The organism is Streptomyces lacrimifluminis, assembly GCF_014646095.1.
Taxonomy (GTDB): Bacteria; Actinomycetota; Actinomycetes; order Streptomycetales; family Streptomycetaceae; genus Streptomyces; species Streptomyces lacrimifluminis.
On record NZ_BMMU01000001.1, the window covers coordinates 563,094 to 587,089 of the forward strand.

Annotated in this window: 17 protein-coding genes and 2 pseudogenes; 16 read left to right on the plus strand and 3 right to left on the minus strand. The window is 70.7% G+C overall.

Going from position 1 to position 23,996, the window contains the following annotated elements; all coding sequences use genetic code 11:
- Positions 1-194: 194 nt before the first annotated feature.
- Positions 195-1,094, plus strand: coding sequence for a cellulose-binding protein (locus tag IEY89_RS02630; RefSeq protein ID WP_189145550.1), 900 nt, complete (start codon positions 195-197; stop codon positions 1,092-1,094).
- A 19-nt stretch (positions 1,095-1,113) separates the two neighbouring features.
- On the opposite strand, the pseudogene IEY89_RS02635 reads toward IEY89_RS02630, so the two are convergent.
- Positions 1,114-1,570: pseudogene (locus IEY89_RS02635) on the minus strand (MFS transporter); the annotation flags it as partial.
- 468 nt (positions 1,571-2,038) lie between these two features.
- On the opposite strand from IEY89_RS02635, the gene IEY89_RS02640 reads away from it, so the two are divergent.
- The 6 genes from IEY89_RS02640 (at position 2,039) to mfd (ending at position 11,410) form a co-directional block, all read left to right on the plus strand.
- Positions 2,039-2,827, plus strand: a complete 789-nt coding sequence (locus tag IEY89_RS02640) for an ABC transporter ATP-binding protein (RefSeq protein ID WP_189145551.1) — start codon at positions 2,039-2,041, stop codon at positions 2,825-2,827.
- Entirely contained in the window at positions 2,824-5,397 is a 2,574-nt protein-coding gene (locus IEY89_RS02645; RefSeq protein WP_189145552.1) for an ABC transporter permease, read from the plus strand. Before IEY89_RS02640 ends, IEY89_RS02645 begins: the two co-directional genes overlap by 4 nt.
- A gap of 259 nt (positions 5,398-5,656) precedes the next feature.
- Positions 5,657-6,898, plus strand: a complete 1,242-nt coding sequence (locus tag IEY89_RS02650) for a helix-turn-helix domain-containing protein (RefSeq protein ID WP_189145553.1) — start codon at positions 5,657-5,659, stop codon at positions 6,896-6,898.
- A 124-nt stretch (positions 6,899-7,022) separates the two neighbouring features.
- Positions 7,023-7,427, plus strand: coding sequence for a hypothetical protein (locus IEY89_RS02655; RefSeq protein ID WP_229695014.1), 405 nt, complete (start codon positions 7,023-7,025; stop codon positions 7,425-7,427).
- The gene (locus tag IEY89_RS40360) at positions 7,424-7,651 is read left to right on the plus strand and encodes a DUF7848 domain-containing protein (protein ID WP_229695015.1); all 228 of its coding nucleotides are present in this window, start codon (positions 7,424-7,426) and stop codon (positions 7,649-7,651) included. Before IEY89_RS02655 ends, IEY89_RS40360 begins: the two co-directional genes overlap by 4 nt.
- A gap of 228 nt (positions 7,652-7,879) precedes the next feature.
- Positions 7,880-11,410: a transcription-repair coupling factor gene (mfd, locus tag IEY89_RS02660; RefSeq protein ID WP_189145554.1), complete on the plus strand. Its 3,531-nt coding sequence runs from the start codon at positions 7,880-7,882 to the stop codon at positions 11,408-11,410.
- Positions 11,411-11,560: 150 nt separating this feature from the next.
- On the opposite strand, the gene IEY89_RS02665 is transcribed toward mfd, so the two are convergent.
- Complete coding sequence (locus tag IEY89_RS02665; protein ID WP_189145555.1) at positions 11,561-11,749, minus strand: Rv0909 family putative TA system antitoxin; 189 nt, start codon at positions 11,747-11,749, stop codon at positions 11,561-11,563.
- Between the two features lie 177 nt (positions 11,750-11,926).
- Between IEY89_RS02665 and IEY89_RS02670 the strand changes: the two genes are divergently transcribed.
- Both IEY89_RS02670 and IEY89_RS02675 read left to right on the plus strand, forming a co-directional pair.
- Complete coding sequence (locus IEY89_RS02670) at positions 11,927-12,670, plus strand: HNH endonuclease family protein (protein ID WP_373287181.1); 744 nt, start codon at positions 11,927-11,929, stop codon at positions 12,668-12,670.
- Between the two features lie 210 nt (positions 12,671-12,880).
- Positions 12,881-13,630, plus strand: a complete 750-nt coding sequence (locus IEY89_RS02675; protein WP_189145557.1) for an N-acetyltransferase — start codon at positions 12,881-12,883, stop codon at positions 13,628-13,630.
- A 24-nt stretch (positions 13,631-13,654) separates the two neighbouring features.
- Here the strand turns inward: IEY89_RS02675 and IEY89_RS40365 are convergent.
- Positions 13,655-14,021 (minus strand): annotated as a pseudogene (locus IEY89_RS40365) (hypothetical protein); the annotation flags it as partial.
- Positions 14,022-14,324: 303 nt separating this feature from the next.
- Between IEY89_RS40365 and IEY89_RS02685 the strand changes: the two are divergent.
- From IEY89_RS02685 to IEY89_RS02715, 7 genes are all read left to right on the plus strand, one after another.
- Positions 14,325-16,736 (plus strand): N-6 DNA methylase, encoded by a 2,412-nt coding sequence (locus IEY89_RS02685; RefSeq protein ID WP_189145559.1) that lies wholly within the window; start codon positions 14,325-14,327, stop codon positions 16,734-16,736.
- Positions 16,737-16,923: 187 nt separating this feature from the next.
- Positions 16,924-17,571, plus strand: a complete 648-nt coding sequence (locus tag IEY89_RS02690; RefSeq protein WP_189145560.1) for a hypothetical protein — start codon at positions 16,924-16,926, stop codon at positions 17,569-17,571.
- Between the two features lie 38 nt (positions 17,572-17,609).
- Positions 17,610-19,091 carry a serine/threonine-protein kinase gene (locus IEY89_RS02695; RefSeq protein ID WP_268240717.1) on the plus strand — a complete coding sequence of 494 codons (1,482 nt, stop codon included), beginning with the start codon at positions 17,610-17,612 and terminating at the stop codon, positions 19,089-19,091.
- A gap of 253 nt (positions 19,092-19,344) precedes the next feature.
- Positions 19,345-20,007 (plus strand): SurA N-terminal domain-containing protein, encoded by a 663-nt coding sequence (locus tag IEY89_RS02700; RefSeq protein WP_189145562.1) that lies wholly within the window; start codon positions 19,345-19,347, stop codon positions 20,005-20,007.
- Between the two features lie 134 nt (positions 20,008-20,141).
- A complete protein-coding gene (locus IEY89_RS02705; RefSeq protein ID WP_189145563.1) occupies positions 20,142-21,194 on the plus strand; it encodes a nucleoside triphosphate pyrophosphohydrolase in 1,053 nt (350 codons plus the stop codon).
- Between the two features lie 151 nt (positions 21,195-21,345).
- Positions 21,346-22,653, plus strand: a complete 1,308-nt coding sequence (locus IEY89_RS02710; RefSeq protein ID WP_189145564.1) for a cytochrome P450 family protein — start codon at positions 21,346-21,348, stop codon at positions 22,651-22,653.
- A 229-nt stretch (positions 22,654-22,882) separates the two neighbouring features.
- Entirely contained in the window at positions 22,883-23,821 is a 939-nt protein-coding gene (locus tag IEY89_RS02715) for a transglycosylase family protein (protein WP_308437413.1), read from the plus strand.
- The last annotated feature ends 175 nt before the right edge of the window (positions 23,822-23,996 follow it).

Genomic DNA, 23,996 nt, shown 5'->3' on the forward strand with positions numbered 1-23,996 from the left:
AAGGGGGTGGGTGGCCGGGCGGCCACCCACCCCCTTCCGTATGCCCCTTCCGTATGCCCCTTCCGTATGCCCTTCGCGAACCGAGACCGCGTACGGCCGTGACTCCGCCCGGAGTGTCGCGTTAGGCACATTTCATCCCCATCCATCAAGATGTGCGCGAAATCATTACGTCGTACGCGGAGAGGGGTTGCAGGATGAGCAGCGCAGCGATGTCGTCGCACGGTTTCGTGGCCGGTTTCGGGGCTGGACGGGGGCGCGGTTACCGGCCCGACCAGGTCGACGCGTACGCCGTCGCGCTCTCCGCGGAACGGGACGCCGCCTGGGAGCGGGCCGCGCGGCTGACCGTGCTGGCCAGGGAGATGGCGGCGGAGTCGGGGCGGTTGCGGGAGGCCGTGGCGCGGCTCGCCCCGCAGACGTACGACAGTCTGGGCGAACGCGCCCGGCGGCTGTGGGAGTTGGGCGCCGAGGAGGCCGGAGCCGTGCGGGAGCGGGGGCGGAGCGAGGCGCGGCGGCTGGTCGAGGCGGCCGAGGCCCGCGCGGACGCCCTGCGGGAGGCCGCCTGCGCCGCCGCCGAGACCGTACGCGGCGAGGCCGAGGAGCGTGCCCGGCACCGGCTGCTCGCCGCCCGCGCCGAGGCCGACGAGATCCGGATCGGTGCCCGCAGGGAGGTCAAGGAGGGGCGGGGGGAGGCGCTGGCCGCGCTGCGCGAGATGCGGCGGCGGACCTCGGGGCTGCTCGCCGAGCAGGAGAGGGAGTACGCCGAGCGATGGGCCGAGCAGGAACGGCTCACCGCCGAGCGTGAAGTCGCCCTGGAAGCACGGCACATGGAGCGGGTGACGGCTGCCGAGGCCGCGCTGTCCGAGGCGAAGCGGGCCTTCGGGGAGGCCGAGGAGTCGGTCCGGCGGAGTGACGACGACGCGCGGGTTCGTGCCGCCGAGCTGCTCGCCGAGGCCCGCGTCCAGGAGGACCGCATCGCCCGCGAGACCGAGCGCGTGCTGCGGGAGCACGGGGAGGAGTGGGACGACGTCCAGGCCCACATGGACCATGTGCGCAGCAGTCTGACCTCGCTCACAGGGCGGGCGGCGGCCGAATGAGCGCCGCGCAGAGAGCCCTCTAGGGGCTGTCGAGGACCGGGAAGCGGCGCGGCGGCAGTACCGGCAGTGCCACCAACGCCAGTGCCGCCGCCCCCGCCGCCCTGAAGTACACCGCGTGCACCGCCTCCGTGATCGCCCGGCGGGTCGCCTCCGGCGCGGTACCCGTGCCCAGCGCTCGGCTCTCCGAATCCGGGTCGCTCGCGCCGCCCGGCCGGGACGCGAGTACGCCGTTGGCCACCGCGCCGAACAGGGCCGCGCCGATCGTCCGGCCGGTCTGGCGGCAGAAGGAGCACCGACGCAGTCGCCGTGCCGCGTTCCGACCGGCCGACCGTCGATTGGACGCCGACGGTCAGGGGGAGTTGGGGGAGACCCAGGGAGCCGCCGAGCAGCAGCACCAGAAGTGTGGGCTGCCAGGGGGAGCCCGGGTGGGGGAGGAAGGGGAACGCCAGCAGGATCAGGGCCGCGACGACGGCCCCGCGTTTCTCGCTTCCGGTGCGCTCCGTCGCGCCGGGTGTCGCGGGTCGCGTACGGCGGCTGCTGCCCACCGGGTTCGTTTCCCCCTGCATCTATCTGCCGACGGCCACCCTGCCACTTGACCTTCACGCGGCGGGAGGGTGGAGCGTGACCGGGACGGAGGGTGGAGACAACCCCGAGACCCGCTCCACCGAAGGGTGGACAGCCCTTAGGGGTACCTCCTTACTTCGGCTCGGGGAGGGGTCGTACCGACGGAGGACGAGACGGGGTGCGGGCCGTCCTTAACCTGGCTTTACGCCGCTGGGGACGGCGTTCCTGAACTTCGGGGGTGGGGTTTTCCCCCGCAGAAGACTGCGCTGGGCACCAGGGACCCGGACCCCCTCCCACCAGCAGACTCATCACATACCGCAGAGCAACGCATCGCCGGGTGCCAGTGCGCTTTCGGCACTCACCGACTGAGGAGACATACCGTGACATCGGCTGTGACCATCACCAGGCACGGGGGCACTGGAGGGCGTACGGCCGTTGCCGCACGAGCGCGGCAGGTCGTGAAGGCGTACGGGTCCGGTGAGACCCGCGTCGTCGCCCTGGACACCGTGGACGTGGACATCGCACGGGGACAGTTCACCGCGATCATGGGCCCGTCGGGCTCAGGCAAGTCCACCCTCATGCACTGCCTCGCCGGGCTCGACACCGTGACGTCCGGGCAGATCTATCTCGACGACACCGAGATCACCGGGCTCAAGGACAAGAAGCTGACGCAACTGCGCCGGGACCGGATCGGGTTCATCTTCCAGGCGTTCAACCTGTTGCCGACGCTCAGCGCGCTGGAGAACATCACGCTTCCCATGGACATCGCCGGCCGCAAGCCGGACAAGGGCTGGCTGGCACAGGTCGTCGAGACCGTCGGGCTGGCGGACCGTCTCAAGCACCGGCCGGGCCAGCTCTCCGGCGGTCAGCAGCAACGCGTCGCCGTGGCACGGGCGTTGGCCGCGCGGCCCGAGATCATCTTCGGTGACGAGCCGACCGGGAACCTCGACTCCCGTGCGGGCGCGGAGGTGTTGGGCTTCCTGCGCCGCTCGGTGGACGAGCTGGGCCAGACCATCGTGATGGTCACGCACGACCCGGTGGCCGCCTCGTACGCCGACCGGGTGCTGTATCTGGCCGACGGGCGGATCGTCGACGAGATGTTCAAGCCGACCGCCGACAGCGTCCTCGACCGGATGAAGGACTTCGACGCGCGGGGGCGTACGTCATGACTGTGCTGAAGACCTCGATGCGCAACTTCTTCGCGCACAAGGGCCGGATGGCCCTGTCGGCGGTGGCCGTGCTGCTGTCGGTGGCGTTCGTGTGCGGGACCCTCGTCTTCACCGACACCATGAACACGACGTTCGACAAGCTGTTCGCGGTCGGCACCCCCGACGTCACGGTGTCGCCGAAGGCGGCCAAGAGCGACGGCAGTACCCCGCAGAACGGGGTGCCCGAGTCGCTGCCGGCCTCCGTGCTGGCGAAGGCGCAGCAGGCCCAGGGCGTCAAGTCGGCTGAGGGCGCGGTCGTTTCGATGAACGTGACCGTCGTCAACAGCGAGAACGAGAACATGGGGTCGAGCACCGGGGCGCCGACCTTCGCGGGCAACTGGACGCGCAACGACCTGCGTTCGATGGAGATCACCAGCGGTCACGCACCACGCGGGCCCACCGAGGTCATGGTCGACGCCGACACCGCCGACAAGCACCACCTGAAGATGGGTGACGAGCTTCGTACCATCACGCAGACCGGTGACATCACCGCGCGGATCGTCGGCATCGCCACCTTCAAGGTGACCAACCCCGGTGCCGCCGTCGTCTACTTCGACACCGCCACCGCACAGCGTGAACTCCTGGGCGCCACCGGCCGGTTCACCCAGCTCAACGTCACGGCGGCCGACGGGGTCACCGACACGCAGCTCAAGCAGAACGTCACCCAGGCCCTCACGGCCAGCGGCGCGTTCAAGGTACAGACGCAGAAGGAGTACTCCGACGAGAGCCGTGAGGGCATCGGCGAGTTCATGAACGTCATCAAGTACGCCATGCTCGGCTTCGCCGGGATCGCGTTCCTGGTCGGCATCTTCCTGATCATCAACACCTTCTCGATGCTGGTCGCCCAGCGGACCCGCGAGATCGGTTTGATGCGGGCGATCGGCTCCTCCCGCAAGCAGGTCAACCGGTCCGTGCTGGTGGAGGCACTGCTGCTCGGCTTCGTAGGATCGGTCCTCGGTGTCGGCGCGGGGGTCGGCATCGCGATCGGCCTGATGAAGCTGATGTCGATGGCCGGCATGAACCTCTCCACCGACGATCTGACGGTGAAGGTGACCACCCCGGTGATCGGACTGGTCCTCGGCGTCGTCGTCACCGTCCTCGCCGCCTACCTCCCCGCCCGCCGCGCCGGCAAGGTCTCCCCGATGGCCGCACTCCGCGACGCCGGCACCCCGGCCGACGGCAAGGCGGGCCTCGTACGGGGTCTCATCGGCCTGGTCCTGACGGGCGCCGGCGGCTACGCCCTCTACCTGGCAGCCACCGCCGACAAGGCCAGCGACGGTTCGATGGTCCTCGGCGCGGGCATCGTGCTCACGCTCCTCGGGTTCGTCATCATCGGCCCGCTCCTCGCGGGCGGCGTCGTACGGGCGCTCAGCGCCGTACTGCTGCGGGGCTTCGGGCCCGTCGGCCGGCTCGCCGAGCGCAACGCGCTGCGCAACCCGCGCCGTACGGGTGCCACCGGTGCGGCCCTGATGATCGGGCTCGCCCTGGTCGCCTGCCTCTCGGTGGTCGGCTCGTCGATGGTCGCCTCGGCGACGAGCGAGCTGGACGCGTCGGTCGGCGCGGACTTCATCGTCCAGGGCAACCAGCGGATAGTGCCGCAGGCGGAGGCGGCGATGAAGCGCTCGCCCGGCCTGACCCACGTCACCCGCTACAAGGAGGTCGAGGTCACGCTGACCCCGCCCGACGGCAGGGCCGAGAAGACCCAGCTGACGGCGGCCGACCCGACGTACGCCTCCGACCTGCGCCGCACGACCATCTCGGGCACGCTGAGCGCCGCGTACGGCAAGGACGCCATGTCGCTGGGCTCCGCCTACGCCAAGGAGCACGGTGTGCGGGTCGGCGAGACGATGACCGTCGCCTTCAAGGGCGGCTCGACGGCGAAGCTCAAGGTGGCCGCGATCACGGACGACGACGTGGCGATCGACAAGGGCTCGCAGTACCTGTCCATCGCGACGGTGGAGAAGTACCTGCCGGCGGACAGGATCCCGCCGAACAGCCTGATGTTCGCCTCGGCGAAGAAGGGCGAGGAGAAGGAGGCCTACGCGGCGCTGAAGAAGGCCTTCGACCCCTACCCGCAGTACCAGGTCCGCGACCAGACCGACTACAAGCAGGAACTCAAGGACCAGATCGGCCAGCTCCTGAACATGGTCTACGGCCTGCTCGCCCTGGCGATCGTGGTAGCCGTCCTGGGTGTGGTCAACACCCTCGCCCTGTCGGTGGTGGAGCGGACGCGGGAGATCGGCCTGATGCGGGCGATCGGTATGTCGCGGCGCCAGCTGCGCCGGATGATCCGCATGGAGTCGGTGGTGATCGCCCTCTTCGGCGCACTGCTGGGCCTAGGCCTGGGAATGGGCTGGGGCGCGACGGCCCAGCGGCTGCTGGCGCTGGAGGGCCTGAAGGTCCTGGAGATCCCCTGGCCGACGATCATCGGCGTGTTCGTCGGATCGGCCTTCGTGGGGCTGGTCGCGGCGCTGGTGCCGGCGTTCAGGGCCGGACGGATGAACGTGCTGAACGCCATCGCTACGGACTGACTGGCCGGGGGGAGCGGGGAACGGGGGAACGGGGGAACGGGGGAGGGCCCGGTGTCGGAGAGCCTGCGGACTCTCTGGCGCCGGGCTTTGTGCTGAGGTGGGTTCAGGGGCCTCTCCACCTTGCGGTACCTGTGGTGGCGCGGGGAACGCCCTGCATCCACCCCACCGGTGCATCAGATTGTCTGGCGAGCGGTTTGCTTGACTGATCGGAGTCGCCCGACTACGGCACGGGCATACGCTTGACGGGAGGCGAGTGCCGATGTCCACAGGGTTGGCAGACAACGTCAGGAAGTTTCGGCGTACGGCCGGACTGAGCCAAGAGGGCTTGGCTGAAGCGGCGGATCTGTCGCTGAGCACCGTGCGCAAGGTGGAGCAGGGCGGGCACGTCAGCATGGACACGCTTGCTGCCCTTGCCCGCGCGTTGGGGGTCTCGACGTCCGCCCTGTTCGCCACGGAAGCGCCGAAGCCCGTACTGGGTACGGAGGATGAGGAGAACCGGCGCTACCTGGCGGAGCTGAGGCGCGCTCTCATGCCTCCGGTCGGGCTCTCGGTGCCGCTGTCCGAGCCCGGTGACGCGGGGGAAGTGTCCGCCATCCGGCAAGGTGTGCAGGACGGTCACGCGCTCTACCAGGCCGACCGGTACACGTCTGTCGCCCGGAAGTTGCCCGGCCTGCTGCGTTCTTCCGAAGCCGCTGTTGCCGTCCTCGAAGGCGAGGAGCAGCAGCACGCCACGATCGCGCGGGCGCATGCGCTGTTGCTCACGGGTAAGTTCCTGACTCAGGTCCGGCAGTACGACATGGCCTATTTCGCGCTCGCCGAGGCTATTCGCCTTGCCCGTGAGGCCAGCCGAACTCAGTTGGCGGCAACGGGAGTTGTGGGGTTGTGCTGGCTCTTGTTGCGGCAGGACCGGTTCGACGAGTCCGAGCAGCTCGCGGCGCAGACGGCGGCGGAGGTCGAACCGCGCATGTCCGGTGCGACGCCCGAAAGTCTCGCAGTGTGGGGTGAGCTGTGGCTGAGGGTCGCGGCGGCGTCGGTGCGGAACAACCGGCCGGACGTGGCGCAGGAAGCTCGCCGGATGGCACGAACCGCCGGGGGCGCGCTGGACGGTGAACACGTCGACTTCCCCGCGCACTGGGGTGCGTTCGGTCCCGTCACCGTTGAGGCGAAGGCCGTGGAGGACCTGTCGTTGATCGGCGATTCGCGGGGCGTGCTCCGTCGGGCCGACGAGGGACCGCTGAGTGCCAGAGCAGTGCGGAACTACGGGGCGTTGAGCCCCAGTAGTTGGGGCCGGCATCGGCTGGACGTCGCCCGCGCTCACGTGGTGCTCGGTTCGCACCAGGACGCCATGGATGAGCTGACCCGCATCCGCCGTTCGTCCAGCGAGTGGATGACGCATCAGCCCATGGCCCGGCGCGTGATGGAAGACGTCCTCAAGACCCGTAAGCGGACGCTGACGGAAGACATGCGCAGCATGGCGGCCCATCTCCGGGTCGCCGGCTAGGCATTGCGGAGCGTAGCAGTTCGGTCGCGCAGGGCGCTGGACTATCGCTCTGGGCACGTGGATCGAGCCACTGAGCCGCCCGTAGGTTCCCTCTACCGAGCAACTATCAGAGGGAGCCGAAGCGATGCAGAAAACGGACGGCGGTCGGCAGCGGCGGCGCGACCTGGCCGAGGTGCCATCCGGACACCGGCCGCGGTTGCTGCCCTGGACGACGGAGGACGGCAAACGCTGCTTGCTGAGCACTGACGACGAAGGCGGGTTCTTGTCCCGGCTTGCCGACGATTTCGAAGCCGCGCGGCTCGCAATGGGCGCGGACACGCTCAAGGAAGCGTCCAAGGTGCTGAACAACCTCATGTCCACGCATGCAGAGGTGCGCTACACGTTGCTGCGGCTGACGGAGTGCCTGACGGACGCCCTGCGGATCGCAGAAAGCCGGGGACTGCGCCTGTCCCTGCCCGAGAGCAGCGAAGACGAAGAGGGCGACGAAGCCGACGACAGCCCCGCACAGCCCGCCGAGGCGTCCGCATGAGCCGTGCCGTTCTGCGCTACGTCCCCCACACCATCCGACATGAGCCGGAAGGCGGAGTCGCCTTCGAAGCCTTCTGTGTGACACCCGGCTGCGACGAAAATTCCGGCTCGCAGGAAGAGCAGGAAACGGCGCAGGACTGGTGTCTGCGCCACACCGGCCGTACTGGTCATGGCCTCTTTCGCCGCGTCGTGACCGACCACGCCCGTGTGACTCGGAACGAGTAGAGAACCCGGTCCGCTGATGCGGGCCTGTGCTGCCGAAGCGGTGGGGGCGGGTGGGCGGGAAACAGAGTTGCGAGGACCGGACTATTTCAGGGGGCCGACGAGGCGGACGTTGTCCACAGGCGCCGCGCCCGTTGGCGCGGCGTCGTACGCTGGACACCCCCGGCCCGTTAGACGTGTCGGGCGATTCCCGTTGCCCACTCCTGACGAACCCCTGACGAAAGCCCCCTCATGAGCCTGCACGGTCTGCTCGACGTCGTAGTCAAGGACGCCGCCCTCGCGGAAGCGATCAAGGCCGCCGGCGACGGCAACCGTATGCACGTCGACCTGGTCGGACCACCCGCCGCCCGCCCCTTCGCCGTGGCCGCGCTGGCCCGCGAGGCCGGGCGCCCGGTGCTGGCCGTGACCGCGACCGGCCGCGAGGCCGAGGATCTCGCCGCCGCCCTCAGGACGCTGCTGCCGCCGGACACGGTCGCCGAGTACCCGGCCTGGGAGACTCTCCCGCACGAGCGGCTGTCCCCCCGCAGCGACACCGTCGGGCGCCGCCTCGCCGTACTGCGCCGCCTCACGCACCCCAGCACGGATGACCCGGAGACCGGCCCGGTCTCGGTCGTCGTCGCCCCCGTCCGCTCCGTACTCCAGCCGCAGGTCAAGGGGCTCGGCGAGCTGGAACCGGTCGCACTGCGCACCGGTCGGACCGCCGACCTGGGCGCTGTCGTCGAGGCGCTGGCCGCCGCCGCGTACTCGCGCGTCGAGCTGGTCGAGAAGCGGGGCGAGTTCGCCGTACGCGGCGGCATCCTCGATGTGTTCCCGCCCACCGAGGAGCACCCCCTCCGGGTGGAGTTCTGGGGCGACGACATCGAGGAGATCCGTTACTTCAAGGTCGCCGACCAGCGCTCCCTCGAAGTCGCCGCGCACGGACTGTGGGCGCCGCCCTGCCGCGAGCTGCTGCTCACCGATCAGGTGCGGGAGCGGGCCGCGGCCCTCGCCGAGGCCCACCCGGAGCTCGGCGAGCTGCTCGGCAAGATCGCCGAGGGGATCGCCGTCGAGGGCATGGAGTCCCTCGCTCCAGTGCTCGTCGACGACATGGAGCTGCTGCTGGACGTCCTGCCCAAGGGGTCGATGGCCGTCGTGTGCGACCCGGAGCGGGTACGGACGAGGGCCGCCGACCTGGTGGCGACCAGCCAGGAGTTCCTGCAGGCCTCCTGGGCGGCCACCGCGGGCGGCGGCGAGGCGCCCATCGACGTCGGCGCGGCCTCCCTGTGGTCCATCGCCGACGTCCGGGACCGGGCGCGCGAGCTGGACATGATGTGGTGGTCGGTGTCGCCGTTCGCCGCCGACGAGGAACTGGACGCCGACACGCTCAAGCTGGGCATGCACGCGCCCGAGACCTACCGCGGGGACACCGCGAAGGCGCTCGCCGACACCAAGGGCTGGCTCGCGGACGGCTGGCGCACGGTGTTCGTCACGGAGGCGCACGGCCCGGCGGCCCGTACGGTCGAGGTGCTCGGCGGGGAGGGCATCGCGGCCCGCCTGGAAGCCGACCTGACCTCCCTGACCCCCTCCGTCGTACAGGTGGCGTGCGGCTCGATCGACTTCGGGTTCGTCGACACCAAGCTGAAGCTCGCCGTGCTCACCGAGACCGACCTCACCGGGCAGAAGGCCGCCGGCAAGGACGGCGCCCGCATGCCCGCCCGGCGCCGCAAGACCATCGACCCGCTCACCCTCGAGACCGGCGACTACATCGTGCACGAGCAGCACGGTGTGGGCCGGTACATCGAGATGGTCCAGCGGACCGTGCAGACCGCCACCCGCGAGTACCTCGTGGTCGAGTACGCGCCCGCCAAGCGCGGCCAGCCCGGCGACCGCCTCTACATCCCCACCGACCAGCTCGAACAGATCACCAAGTACGTCGGCGGCGAGTCCCCCACCCTCCACCGCCTCGGCGGCGCCGACTGGACGAAGACCAAGGCGCGCGCCAAGAAGGCCGTCAAGGAGATCGCGGCCGACCTGATCAAGCTGTACAGCGCCCGCATGGCGGCCCCCGGGCACGCCTTCGGGCCCGACACGCCCTGGCAGCGCGAGCTGGAGGACGCCTTCCCGTACGTGGAGACGCCCGACCAGCTGACCACGATCGCCGAGGTCAAGGACGACATGGAGAAGACGGTCCCGATGGACCGCCTGATCTGCGGCGACGTCGGCTACGGCAAGACGGAGATCGCCGTCCGCGCCGCCTTCAAGGCCGTCCAGGACGGCAAGCAGGTCGCCGTCCTCGTCCCCACAACGCTCCTCGTACAGCAGCACTTCGGCACCTTCGGCGAGCGCTATTCCCAATTCCCGGTCAACGTACGGGCGTTGAGCCGCTTCCAGACGGACACCGAGGCGAAGGCCACCCTGGAGGGTCTGCGCGAGGGCTCGGTGGACGTCGTCATCGGAACCCACCGCCTGTTCTCCTCCGAGACCAAGTTCAAGGACCTCGGGCTCGTCATCGTCGACGAGGAGCAGCGGTTCGGCGTCGAGCACAAGGAGCAGCTGAAGAAGCTGCGCGCCAACGTCGACGTGCTGACCATGTCCGCGACGCCCATCCCCCGTACGCTCGAAATGGCGGTCACCGGCATCCGCGAGATGTCGACGATCACCACCCCGCCGGAGGAACGCCACCCGGTACTGACCTTCGTCGGCCCGTACGAGGAGAAGCAGATCGGCGCCGCGATCCGCCGTGAACTGCTGCGCGAGGGCCAGGTCTTCTACATCCACAACCGCGTCGAGTCCATCGACCGGGCGGCGGCACGGCTGAGGGAGATCGTCCCCGAGGCGCGGATCGCGACCGCCCACGGCCAGATGTCCGAGCAGGCGCTGGAGCAAGTCGTCGTCGACTTCTGGGAGAAGCGGTACGACGTCCTCGTGTCGACGACGATCGTCGAGTCCGGCATCGACATCTCCAACGCCAACACGCTCATCGTGGAGCGCGGAGACAACTTCGGTCTGTCCCAACTCCACCAGCTGAGAGGGCGAGTTGGGCGTGGGAGGGAGCGCGGTTACGCCTACTTCCTCTATCCGCCGGAGAAGCCTCTGACCGAGACCGCCCACGAGCGGCTCGCCACCATCGCCCAGCACACCGAGATGGGCGCCGGCATGTACGTCGCCATGAAGGACCTGGAGATCCGCGGCGCCGGAAACCTCCTCGGCGGCGAACAGTCCGGCCACATCGCGGGAGTCGGCTTCGACCTGTACGTACGGATGGTCGGCGAGGCCGTCGCGGACTACCGGGCCTCGCTGGAGGGCGGGGTGGAGGAGGAGCCGCCGCTGGAGGTCAAGATCGAGCTCCCGGTCGACGCGCACGTCCCGCACGACTACGCCCCCGGCGAGCGGCTGCGCCTCGCGGCCTACCGTGCCATCGCCGCCGCCAACACGGAGGCCGACATCAAGGCCGTACGGGAGGAACTCGTCGACCGCTACGGCAAGTTGCCCGAGCCGGTCGAGAACCTGCTGCTGGTGGCGGGGCTGCGGATGCTCGCGCGGGCCTGCGGGGTCGGTGACATCGTGCTCCAGGGCACCAACATCCGCTTCTCGCCGGTGGAGTTGAGGGAGTCGCAGGAGCTGCGGCTCAAGCGTCTCTACCCGGGGACGGTCATCAAGCCGACCGCGCACCAGATCCTCGTACCGCGCCCCAAGACGGCGAAGGTGGGCGGAAAGCCTCTGGTCGGGCGGGAGTTGCTGGGCTGGACCGGGGAGTTCCTGGCTTCGATCCTGGGGTCGTGAGCGAGGCCGTGAATGAGGTGGTGAGTTCGCGGTCCTGCGCGAGGTCGTCGTGAGCGCGTAGGGAGTGGCAAGAGGAAGCCGCCCGTGGCCTGTTGGGGTCGTGGGCGGCTTCCTTTTTATCTCAGGCTTCGGGGACCTCCGGGGCTGGGGCTACGGCTGTTCGGGCCTGTCGCGATCGCGGTCCATCCCCATCGCGCCCTCGACCCGCTGCTGCCCGTCGTCGACCTGGCTCGTGTACTTGTCGCCCGTCTTCTCGTTGACCTTCTTCTCCGCGGCGTCGGAGGCATGGCGTCCCGTCCTGCCGCGCATCTGGCCCTTGAACTTGTCGAAGATGCCCATCCAGAACTCCTTTTCGGAGGTGAGTCAGCAACGACGATACGCCCGCTTTGGGAAATACGCCCCTTGAGTGCCGGTGGGCGCCCCTGTGGTGGGCAGAGGCTGCCCGATAGCCTGTCAGCCAGCGGGCATGAGACGGGCGAAGACGTGTACGGGGCAGCAGGGGAGGGACGTAACGTGGTGTGTCTGAGGGGTGGGGGCGTCGCCGCCGCCGTGCTCGTGGTGGTGTTCGGCGTCGGCGGGTGCAACGGCGAGACCCTGGGGTCCGCCGGGCCCGAGGAGAGCGCGAGCGGTGCGGCGGGCGGGGGAGGCGGTGGCGGGGGTCCGGCGCTGGCCGCCGTCGACTCGCTGGCCGTGAAGGGTCGGGCGCCCAAGACGGGATACGACCGGGACCGGTTCGGCACCGCGTGGGCGGACACCGACTCCAACAAGTGCGGCACCCGCGACGACATCCTCAAACGCGACCTGGTCGACGTGCGGTACCGCGGCGGCGGCTGCAAGGTGTCGGCGGGGAAGCTGGACCCGGACCCCTACAGCGGCAAGGACGTGACGTTCACGCGGGGCCGCAGCGAGGTCGACATAGACCACATCGTCGCGCTCTCGGACGCCTGGCAGAAGGGCGCCAAGTACTGGGACGACAGCAAGCGCATAGCCTTCGCCAACGACCCCCTCAACCTCCGTGCCGTCGACGCGAGCACCAACCGCAGCAAGGGTGACGGCGACACGGCGACCTGGCTGCCGCCGAACAAGGCGTACCGCTGCACGTATGTCGCCAACCAGGTCGCCGTGAAGAAGAAGTACGAGCTGTGGGTCACGGAGGCGGAGAAGACCGCGATGAAGAAGGTGCTGTCGGGGTGCGCCGGGCAGAAGCTGCCGACCGGCGGCAACCCGACGGAGGCGCCCGCGCGGTTCCACGCGAGCTGAAGTGGCTGCCGGGGGTTGGTGAACCGGGGTCGGTGTGGGCGTCTTCTGGGGGCTGCCGCCCCCAGGCCCCCGCTCCGGCCCTGAACGGGCCTTGTCCTCAATCGCCGGACGGGCTGAATGGTGCCGGCCTGGGCTGGAGGGTGTCGGCTCGGCCTGGGTGGTGTCGCCCGGGGCTGGGGTGCAGCGCGCGATCCGGTTACCGTTTCGCCCATGGAGTTGAAGGTCTCGTCCCTCGCCGAGCGTCCCGAGATGTATCGCCGGGTCGTCGAAATGCCCGACAGCTGGCCGGAGGTGATGCAGCACGACTTCACGGGCAACGCCCACTACGACCGGATCGCCACCGAACTCCCGGAGCACGTTCTGTTCGCCGAGGACGAGCGGGGCGAGGTCGTCGCGCACGCCTACAGCGTGCCCTTCGCCCTCGGCGCCGAGGGGCGGGGCGGGGGTGAACTGCCCGCCCGTGGCTGGGACCAGGTGCTGGTGTGGGCGTTCCAGGACCTGCGCGCCGGTACCCGCCCGGACACGGTGAGCGCGATCTCGATCGTCGTCTCCCCGCACACACAGGGCACCGGACTGTCCGGACGCATGCTCGCGGCGATGCGGGACAACGCCGCCGCGCACGGCTTCCGCGAGGTCGTCGCCCCGGTGCGGCCCAGCGCCAAGCATCTGGAGCCGCGGACGCCGATCACCGAGTACGCGTACCGGGTGCGCGAGGACGGGCTGCCCCACGACCCCTGGCTGCGCGTGCACGCCCGGGCCGGCGCCACGATCGTCGCCGTGGCGCCCGCCTCGATGTGCGTCGCGGCCTCGCTGGAGGAGTGGCGCGCCTGGACGGGCCTGCCCTTCGACAGCGACGGTGAGGTGGAGGTGCCCGGGGCGCTGGTGCCGGTGCGGTGCGATCTGGAACACGGGTACGGGGTCTACGTCGAGCCCAACGTGTGGATGCGGCACACCTTGTGACCGGCCGCGGTCCGGCGGCCGGGCTCAACCGCCCAGCGCGTCCAGGTCGAGGATCTCCCCGCTGGGCTTCCGGGCCGCGACAGGCTTGTCGTAGTCGCTGAAGACGACGGTCCCCGGGTCCTTCGCCGACTTGCTGTCGACCCGCAGCAGATAGGGCTTGCCCTTACCAGGCGACGTACATCGTGTACGTGTCCTTGCTGTCCTTGCCGTCCTTCTCCGCGACGACGACTGCGGGCACACCGCCGACGGTCGTCGTGGCGCCGCGCGTCACACCCGAACCGGCCCCGGAACCGGCGTCCTTGAACTCGGCGAGCGAGCTGTCCAGGTCGCAGAAGCCGGCGATGTCCTTGGTGTCGGCGCCGGTCGCGGACATCTCGGTCCAATTCCCGGCCGGCGTGACCAAGGGCGGGCGGCGGTGGCGCAGTCCCCGGCGCTTCGTCACCGCCGCTGCGGTGGGGGCGGCGCTTTTTTGACGAGCTGCTCGCTCGCCGGGTCAATAACAGCAAGACATGTGAACCGAGTCAACACGGTTAGCGAAGTGCCTCATGTGCACGCCGTGAATGGGTAGATCCTGCGTACGTCGGTATGCTCGGCTTCACAGTGATCGAGGGCTGCACGACCAGGGCTGTGTACGGGGATCAGAGGCCGTACGCGGGAACGCCGAAGCCGTGCGCGGACGAGGGGAGCGCGGCGCGTGCAGGACAACGCCACGGAAGTGACCGCCGCCGGCATCGCACGGCTCGCGGGCGTCGGCCGCGCCGCCGTCAGCAACTGGCGCCGCCGGCACGCCGACTTCCCCAAACCGGTCGGCGGCACCGAGACCAGCCCCGCCTTCGCCCTCATCGAGGTCGAGTCCTGGCTCCGTCGCCAGGGGAAACTCGCCGAAGTGCCCCTCCGTGAACGCGTCTGGCAGCAACTCGTCGGCCACCCCGAGGGCCCGGCCACCGCCCTCGTCCACGCGGGCTGTGTCCTGCTGCTCATCCATGACCGCCCGACCGTCTGGCTGGAACTGGGCGCCGTCTCCGACGAACGCCTCGCCGCCCGCCTCCCCGCCACGCTGGAGCAGGTGATCGCCCCGCGGTTCGGCGTTGCCGGGAAGCGGGGCGTTCACGCCTCACCGGCCGCGCGGGGAGTTCACGCGGTGTCTGCCGCACAAGGGGTTCACAGTCCGACTGGTGTTCGGGGAGTTCACACTCCTCCGGGTGGGCGCGGTGCGCCGTCGGCTGTGAACGGGCCGGAGGGTGTGAACACCCCGCCCGGCGTACACGCGGCTCCCCCCGCATCAGCCGTTCACGCCTCCCCTCCCGCACCCGGCGTTCACACCACCCCCGCCCCGCTCCGCGTACACAGCACGCCAGCCGTACACAGCGACGGCGTCACCACCGCCCCCGCAGCCGTCCCCGCCGTACACACCCCCGCCGTACACACCCCCACCGGCCCCCAACTCCTCCCCTCCGTCCCCCTCCTCCGCGGTGTCGCCGAGCTCGCCGCCAAGATGGGGGCGCGGCAGGCGTACGAGTTCCTGGTCGGGCGGCATCTCGACGCCAACCCGCGGCAGTACACGCCCACCCCGGCCGAGCTCGCCCGGCTCATGGGGGACCTCGCCGGTCCGGCGCGCACCGTCCTCGACCCGGCCTGCGGCACCGGCGCGCTGCTGCGCGCCCTTCCGGTGCGGGGTGCGCGGGAGGTCGAACGGGACCATTCCGAGCGGGAGTTGTACGGCCAGGACAGCGCCCCCGAGCTGGCCGCGCTCACCGCCCTCCGGCTCGCGCTCCAGGGCCGGGACGCGCTCGTCCGTACGGCCGTCGGGGACACCCTCCGGGCCGACGCTTATCCCGGGCTCAGGGCCGACGTCGTCCTCTGCCATCCGCCGTTCAACGAGCGCAACTGGGGTCACGACGAACTCGGGTACGACGCCCGTTGGGAGTACGGGTTCCCCGCCCGCAACGAGTCCGAGCTGGCCTGGGTGCAGCATGCCCTCGCCCGGCTCAGGGACGGCGGCACCGCCGTACTGCTGATGCCGCCGGCCGCCGCGTCCCGGCGTTCGGGACGCCGTATCCGAGCCGATCTGCTGCGGCGGGGTGCGCTGCGCGCGGTGATCGCGCTGCCGGTCGGCGCGGCACCCCCGTACAACATCCCGCTGCACCTGTGGGTGCTGCAGCGGCCCGGCAAGGCGCCCGCGCAGCCCGAGGTGCTGCTCGCCGACACCGGGGCCGTCGCCGGGCACAGCGGGCACAGCGGGCACAGCGGGCACAGTGGGCACAGCGGGCTCGACTGGGAGGCCGTGCGCACCGCCGTCCTCGACGCCTGGCGGCCCTTCGAGCGGGCCGGTACGGCGGTCGAGCGGCCGGGAGCGGCGCGTTCCGTGCCCGTCATCGAACTCCTCGACGACGACGTCGACCTCGCCCCGGCCCGACACCTCCCGCCCGCCACCGCGGGCGACGGCGAGCAGCTGAGCGACGTACGGGAGCGGCTGGACGAGACCCTGCGGCTGACCGTCGACCTCACTCCGCCCGCCCCCGCCGGACCCACCGAGGAGCAGCCCGGGCGCTGGCCGCTCATCACCATCGGCGAACTCGCGCGCGGGGGCGCCCTGGTGATGCGTACGGGCGGAAACGGCGGCCACGCGCGCGTGCCCGTACTCACCGACCAGGACGTCCTCGCCGGAACCGCCCCCTCCGGCACGCTCCCCGAGAGCGACGAGGCGGCCGTGCGGGTGGCGGCGGGCGACGTCGTCGTCCCGGTGCTGGGCGGCGGCTCCGTCGCGCGCGTGGTCGACGACGCGACCGCGGGGGCCGTCCTCGGCCGCAGCCTCGTCCTCCTGCGGCCCGAACCGGCCGCCCTCGACCCCTGGTTCCTCGCCGGCTTCCTGCGTGGCACCGCCAACAACCGCCAGGCCAGCAGCTACGCGTCCACCGCGACCCGGCTCGACGTACGCCGACTGCAGCTGCCCCGGCTGTCACTGGACGAACAGCGGCGCTACGGGGCGCGGTTCAGGGCGCTCGCCGAGTTCGAGGAGGCCCTGCGGCACGCGGGCAGGCTCGGCGGACAGCTCGTGCGCGGCATGTACGACGGGCTGACGGACGGGACCGTCGCGCCCGACTGACACGCTGATGGCGTTCCGGCGTTCCGACGGCCCACACGCCGCGATGCGGGACGAAGGACGACAGGACGACAACGGTTCGGTACAACCCGGACCCGTTGTCGGCGTCGGCCTATACGCTCATGCTCCGACACCGAACCTGTCACTCGTCCGTCCGTCCCCGTCGGCATCATCCGGTCCAGGAGCAGTCATGTACGGCCCCGGCGCGCCGCCGCCCACCCGCAGCGCGGGCACCGTCATCACCCTTCGCGTGCTGATCACCGCCGCCGGGTTCCTCTCGTGCGGCCTCCTCGCGTGCCTGCCGCTGTTCCGCGTCGCCTTCCTGCGTGGCCGGTGGTTCAACTGGACGGCGGCCTGGGCGAGTCTGCCGCTGTCCATCCTGTGCTTCGCGGTGGTCGGCACGGTGGACGAGGGCAACGCCGACGGCGACATCGCCCTCGCCGCCGTGATGCTCCTGGGCGCCGTCGCCAGCACGTACTTCCTGGTCATGGACATACGGCCGAACAACCGGCAGCACCCGTACGCCGGTTACGTACCGGACCGGGGCGCGACCGTTCCCCCCGGGTACGGTTACCCGTCGCCGTACGCGAACCCGCGGACCGGGCCGCAGCAGCCCCCCGTGCCCCACACGCCGATATCCACACCCCAGACGCCGACCCCCCGGCCACCCGTCGCCCAGGGCTCCGTGCCGCCCCCGCCGCAGCGCCCCGCGCCCGCCCGTATCGACCAGGTGCGCGCCGAACTCGACGAGCTCAGCGACTACCTGCGCAAGCACGACAGCAACGGCAGCGGTAATGACAGCGGCAACCGCGACGCCGGCCCCGAGGGCGGACGGTGAGCGTGGCGGCGGGCCGTGTCATCGCCGAGCGGTACGAACTGTCCACGCTCATCGGACAGGGCGGCATGGGCCAGGTGTGGACGGCGTACGACCAGCGGCTCGACCGGCGCGTGGCGGTCAAGCTGCTGCGCCCGGACAAGGTCGCAGGCCAGGAGGCGGACGAACTGCGCCGCCGCTTCGTGCGCGAGTGCCGGGTGACCGCGCAGGTCGACCACCCCGGCCTGGTCACGGTCCACGACGCGGGCAGCGAGGGCGACGAACTGTTCCTCGTCATGCAGTACGTCGACGGCGCCGACCTCTCCGACCACCTCGCCGAGCACGACCCCTACCCCTGGCAGTGGGCGGTCGCGGTGGCCGCGCAACTGTGCGCCGTGCTGAGCGCCGTGCACGCCGTGCCGATCGTCCACCGCGACCTCAAGCCGCGCAACGTGATGGTGAAGCAGGACGGCACGGTCACCGTCCTCGACCTGGGTGTCGCCTCCGTCATGGACACGGACACGACCCGCCTCACCCACACCGGTTCACCCATCGGCTCGCCCGCCTACATGGCCCCCGAGCAGGCGATGGGCGGCGCGGTCGGCCCGTACACCGACCTGTACGCACTCGGCGTACTCCTCCACGAACTCCTCAGCGGGGACGTGCCGTTCTCCGGCTCGACGGCCCTCGGGGTGCTCCACCGCCATCTCTACGAGCCGCCGCTGCCCGTGCGCCGACAGAGACCCGAGGTGCCCGAGTCCCTGGAAGCGCTCGTCCTGCGGCTGCTCGCCAAGGACCCGCAGCACCGGCCCGCCTCCGCTCAGGAGGTGTACGAACACCTGGCGCTGCTCCTCCCCGAGCGCGGCACGCCCACAGGGGCGCCCCTCGACCCCACACGCCCCTTCCTGCGCCCGCACGCCCCCTGGCCGGACCGGGCCCGCACCCCCGCGCCCCAGCCGACGGCCGTCCCGGCGGCCGAGAGACCCGACGTCGCCAGAGCCGTCGACGAGGTCAAACGCCTCCTCGGCGAGGGCCGGATCACCCAGGCCGTCGACATCCTCGGCGGGATCCTGCCCGCCGCCGCCGACCAGCACGGCGAGCACTCCCCGGTCGTCCGCACCCTGCGCAAGCAGTACGCGGCCACCCTCATGGACGACGGTCAGTACCGCCGCGCCCTGCCCGAGCTGCGCCGCCTCGCCGACGAACGCGCCGCCGAGGCCGGCCAGGCAGACCCCCAGGTGCTGCGCTTCCGTTACGAGGCCGCCCAGTGCCTCGAACAGCTCGGCGAACCCGCGGCGGCCCTCGCCGAGTACCGCGCCCTGTTGCCGTACTACGAGAACCAGTACGTCGCCGGCGACCCGGAACTCGCCCTCGACGTCCGCCGCCGCATCGGCCACCTCCTCCTCGCCCTCGGCGACCGCAACGCCGCCCGCGACACCCTCGCCCGCCTCCTCCACGACGTGGACCGCCTGCGCGGCCCCGGGCATCCCCTGGCGGCGGAGATCCGGCGGACACTGGAGTGGCTGGGACAGGTGCGGGGGTAGCCCCTCGGTGGACCCACCGCAGCCGGGCCCACCATGTACATGGTCAACGGCCAGTACATGGTCAACAGCAAGGAACCGCGAGGCGGCTGCACGATCACCGGCCGAGACGGCCGGAGGCCACGGGGAGAACGAGGCGGTGCCCGAAGTCCCGGTGAATCGTTGGTCGAATGGCTTGGCCGGAGCCCTGCCACTGCCTAACATCGATCATCGCAAGACCTTGTGCTCCGCCGCACAATCTCCTCAGGAGGCTTCCTTGCACCGCCGCCGTCGCACCGCGCTCCTCCTCTCCGCCGCGATCGTCGCCGCGGCACCCCTCCTCACCGCCTGCGGAAACGACGCGCATCCTGGCGCGGCGGCCGTCGTCGGCGGGCAGCGGATCACGGTCGCGCAGCTGGAGAGCAGGGTGAACGAGGTACGCGCGGCGCAGCGGGCGGCCACCCCGGACCAGGCCCAGTACGCGCAGGCCGTCGCCAGGACCGGCAGCCTCACCCGGGACACCCTGCACACGATGGTCCTCGACCGCGTCCTGAACCAGGCCGCCAAGGACGCGGGCGTGAGTGTGACCCGCAAGGACGTCCAGACCCTGCGTGCCTCCCTGGAACAGCAGGCGGGCAGTGCGAAGGCGCTGGCGGACGCCTGGCTCCAGCAGTACGGCGTCGCCCCGGCACGCCTCGACGACAGCCTGCACACCGAGATCGTCGCCCAGAAACTGGCCGCCGCGCTCGGTGTCGACATGAACTCGCCCGACGGTCAGGCCACCTTCTGGAAGGCGATGTCCGAGGCATCGAAGACCCTCGACGTCGACCTCAACCCGCGCTACGGCAGCTGGGACGTCCAGAAGAGCAGCCGCGTCGACGCGAAGACACCCTGGGTACGGGAGATCACGGCGCCGCAGACGGCCCAGGGAACCGCGTGACGGCCACGGCGTAACGGTCGTCCGTACGCGCGTCCGGGCGTAGGGACGCCGGTGTGTCCCTCGGTGCCCAGCCTGTGGACAACCGGCTGTGGACAACCGCTGGGGCTGTCGGTGGCGTGGGATACGTTCGGTGGGTGAACGCAACCAGCGGCTTCGAGACCGCTCCGGAGACGGGGACGGGGACCGACCCCGACCCCGGTCGTGTCGTCCTGCTCACCACCAGCCACCGTGTCGCGCCCGGCCTGCTGTCCTGGCCCGCCTGGCAGGTGCTGCACGCGGCAGACAGGGTGCTGTGCGCTGACGGTACGCATCCGCAGCTGCCGTATCTGCGGGACGCCGGCACGGCGGTCGAGGAGACCTCCCCGACCGCCGAGGAGCTGATCGACGCCTGCGCCGGCGGCCGGACGGTCGTGGTCGTGACGACAGGCGAGGGCGACCCGGCCCTCACCGACGGCCTGGCACGCCTCGCTGGCTCGGGCCGCATACGGATGCCGGACCTGGAACTCCTCCCCGCTTCCTACGACCTCCCCGGCGCCCGCCTCCTCGACCTCGTCCAGGTCATGGACCGCATCCGCCTGGAGTGCCCCTGGTCGTCCCGCCAGACCCACAAGGGCCTGGCGAAGTACGGCATCGAGGAGGCGTACGAACTCGTCGAGGCCATCGAGGAGGGCGACCGGGACGAGCTGCGCGAGGAACTGGGGGACGTCCTGCTCCAGGTCGTCTTCCACGCGCGCATCGCCGAGGAGGGCAGCGAGGAGGAGGACGAGGAGGGCACAGCCCCGTTCTCGATCGACGACGTGGCGGCCGGCATCGTCACGAAGCTGATCCACCGCCACCCGCACGTCTTCGGCGACGAGACGGCGTCCACACCGGAGGACGTCAAGGAACACTGGCTGCGCACCAAGGCGGTCGAGAAGCGCCGGACCTCGGTCACCGAGGGCATCCCACTAGGCCAGCCCGCGCTGGCCCTCGCGGCGAAACTGGCGTCCCGGGTCCACACGGCGGCCCTGGACGTCCCCCTGCCGCAGGGCGAGGGCATCGGCTACGAACTGCTGGAGATGGCGGTCCGGGCGGAGGCGGAGGGCGTGGACCCGGAGGCGGCACTGCGGGCCGCCGCGCGGGCCTATCGGGATGCGGTGCGGGTGAGGGAAGGGGCGACGGGGGCGGCCACGGAGGAGCGACGGTGAGCTGAGCCGGGCCCGGCGGCCGTCAGTACCCTGCCCCATGTCCCAGGGCGGTGCTGAGACATGAGGGCGTGCGGGCGGGCCGGGAGTGTGGCCGCCCTGACGCCGAGCAGGGCCCCGCTGAAGCCTCCCGCCCTCCCGATACCGTCACCGGGTGACCAACCAGCCCCTCTCCACGCCCCCGACTCCCGCCCCGGAACTCTTCACCTGGGAGTTCGCGACGGACCCCTACCCCGCCTACGCCTGGCTCCGTGAGCACGCGCCCGTGCACCGGACGAAGTTGCCCAGCGGGGTCGAGGCCTGGTTGGTCACGCGGTACGGAGACGCCAAGCAGGCCCTCGCCGACCCCCGGCTCTCCAAGAATCCCGCCCATCACGACGAGCCCGCGCACGCCAAGGGCAAGACCGGTATCCCCGGTGAGCGCAAGACCGAGCTGATGACCCATCTGCTCAACATCGATCCGCCGGACCACACCAGGCTGCGCAGGCTGGTCGCCAAGGCGTTCACGCCGCGCCGGGTCGCCGAGTTCGCCCCCCGCGTCCAGGAGCTCACCGATCACCTGATCGACCAGTTCGCGGCGAGCGGCTCCGCCGATCTCATCCACGAGTTCGCGTTCCCCCTGCCCATCTACGCGATCTGCGACCTGTTGGGCGTACCCCGCGAGGACCAGGACGACTTCCGGGACTGGGCCGGGATGATGATCCGGCACGGGGGAGGGCCCCGGGGTGGAGTCGCTCGGTCCGTCAAGAAGATGCGGGGCTATCTCGCCGAGCTGATCCACCGCAAGCGCGAGGCGCTGTCCGACGTACCCGAACCCGGCGAGGACCTCATCTCCGGGCTCATCCGCGCCTCGGACGAGGGCGAGCACCTCACCGAGAACGAGGCCGCCGCCATGGCCTTTATCCTACTGTTCGCCGGTTTTGAAACTACTGTGAATTTGATCGGCAATGGCGTTTTTGCCCTGCTCACTCATCCCGAGCAGCGCGCCCGCCTCCAGGCGTCCCTCGGCGTGAAGGACTCCTCCCTCCTCGAAACCGGCATCGAGGAACTCCTCCGCTACGACGGCCCCGTCGAACTGGCCACCTGGCGCTTCGCCACCCAGCCGCTCAGTATCGGCGGGCAGGGCATCGCGGCCGGTGATCCCGTCCTCGTCGTCCTCGCCGCCGCCGACCGTGACCCGGCGCGGTTCGCCGACCCCGACACCCTCGACCTCGGTCGTCGGGACAACCAGCACCTCGGATACGGCCATGGCATCCACTACTGCCTCGGCGCCCCGCTCGCCCGCCTGGAGGGGCGCAGTGCGCTGGCCACCCTCCTCACCCGCCTCCCCGACCTGCAACTCGCCTCAGACCCGGCCGAGTTGAGATGGCGGGGCGGCCTCATCATGCGTGGACTGCGTACCCTGCCCGTCGAGTTCACGCCGGTCCGTGGGACCGGGCACGCGCCGACGGTGGTGTCGTAGAAGATCGCGCGAAGGTGACACTCCCTCAGCAATGTGATCTTCACGTGATCTGCGCGGCATGAACTTGTGACAAGTGATCGTCTGTCGATACGTTCGTGCATCAGTGCGATGTTCTGCGTCACCCGTCGCACTGGTCCCCCGCTGTCTCGTGAAAGGCAACCGCATGCTCTCCGGGAACGGTCGTCACCGTCGCCCCCGTCAGGCTCCGGCTCTGCTTGTCGCGGCCGGCGTGACCAGCTCCGCCATGGCGATCCCGCTGCTCGGCGCGACAGGCGCCAGCGCGGCCAGTGGTACCACCTGGGACAGGGTCGCGGAGTGCGAGAGCGGCGGTTCCTGGAGTGCCGACGCCGGCAACGGGTTCTACGGCGGGCTCCAGTTGACCCAGGACGACTGGGAGAAGTACGGCGGCCTCGCGTACGCCGCGAGGGCCGACCAGGCCAGCCGTTCGCAGCAGATCGCCGTCGGCGAGAAGATACTCGCCGACCAGGGGGCGGGGGCCTGGGGAGCCTGTGCGCTGTTGTCGGGGCTCGGCAAGGACGCCGGCTCGGCCGACGTCGACACCGGCGTGGTCGAAGGTGACACCTCGGGCTCGACCGGGGGTTCGGGCCTGGGTCTGGGGCTGGGGCTGGGTCCGGCCTCGGGCTCGGATTCCTCCCCCTCCTCCTCGACTTCGGAGTCGCCCACGCCCTCGGCGTCCCCCTCCACCGGCTCCCCGGCCTCGCCCGGGGCCTCCGACTCGTCGCCGTCCCCCACACCGTCCGCGGGGGCGGCGACAGGCTCCGCCGACTCCACCGACCCCGCCGGGTCGGTCACCTCGCCGTCGCCTTCCTCCTCGTTGCCCGGCGCGGGCGACGGGAAGGAAAGCGACAGTTCGCCTATAGATGTCGCAGTGGGTCAAGAGTTGGGCAACTCGGGCCAGAGTGTCGAAAAAGAGGGCGGTGAAAGCGGAACCGAGACCTCCGTCGGCACCGGCCGTCATCGTGGCAAGGCCGAGGGCACGTACACCGGCAGCATCGGGGACGTCCTCTGGGGTGTCACCGACTCCCTCGATCTCGCGGGCGGACAGCCCGCGGAGCCCGCCGGGACCGCGTCCTTCCTTGACGCGGACTCGGGTCTCATCCTTCCCGGTCAGACCCTTGCCGTAGGTAGCGAACCGGGGCAAAACTAACCGGAGTTCACGTCCCACTTTCGCGCTGAATGTCCGTTATCGATGCGGTGAGAGATAGGTCTCAGAAGCCCTGATCGTCTTTGTATTTCAGAGGATCAGCTGTTTACGGTCGTCATCGCCCGCCACAGTGGGCCCCGCCGGTCGCAACGCCGAATCCTGCCAACGGCCGTACGGG

Excerpts from the sequence above, each read along its gene's own strand:
- mfd (WP_189145554.1), top strand. The coding sequence starts at position 7,880 with ATGAGCCTGCACGGTCTGCTCGACGTCGTAGTCAAGGACGCCGCCCTC.
- IEY89_RS02665 (WP_189145555.1), bottom strand. The coding sequence starts at position 11,749 with ATGGGCATCTTCGACAAGTTCAAGGGCCAGATGCGCGGCAGGACGGGA.
- IEY89_RS40360 (WP_229695015.1), top strand. The coding sequence starts at position 7,424 with ATGAGCCGTGCCGTTCTGCGCTACGTCCCCCACACCATCCGACATGAG.
- IEY89_RS02630 (WP_189145550.1), top strand. The coding sequence starts at position 195 with ATGAGCAGCGCAGCGATGTCGTCGCACGGTTTCGTGGCCGGTTTCGGG.
- IEY89_RS02645 (WP_189145552.1), top strand. The coding sequence starts at position 2,824 with ATGACTGTGCTGAAGACCTCGATGCGCAACTTCTTCGCGCACAAGGGC.
- IEY89_RS02655 (WP_229695014.1), top strand. The coding sequence starts at position 7,023 with ATGCAGAAAACGGACGGCGGTCGGCAGCGGCGGCGCGACCTGGCCGAG.
- IEY89_RS02690 (WP_189145560.1), top strand. The coding sequence starts at position 16,924 with ATGTACGGCCCCGGCGCGCCGCCGCCCACCCGCAGCGCGGGCACCGTC.
- IEY89_RS02650 (WP_189145553.1), top strand. The coding sequence starts at position 5,657 with ATGTCCACAGGGTTGGCAGACAACGTCAGGAAGTTTCGGCGTACGGCC.
- IEY89_RS02675 (WP_189145557.1), top strand. The coding sequence starts at position 12,881 with ATGGAGTTGAAGGTCTCGTCCCTCGCCGAGCGTCCCGAGATGTATCGC.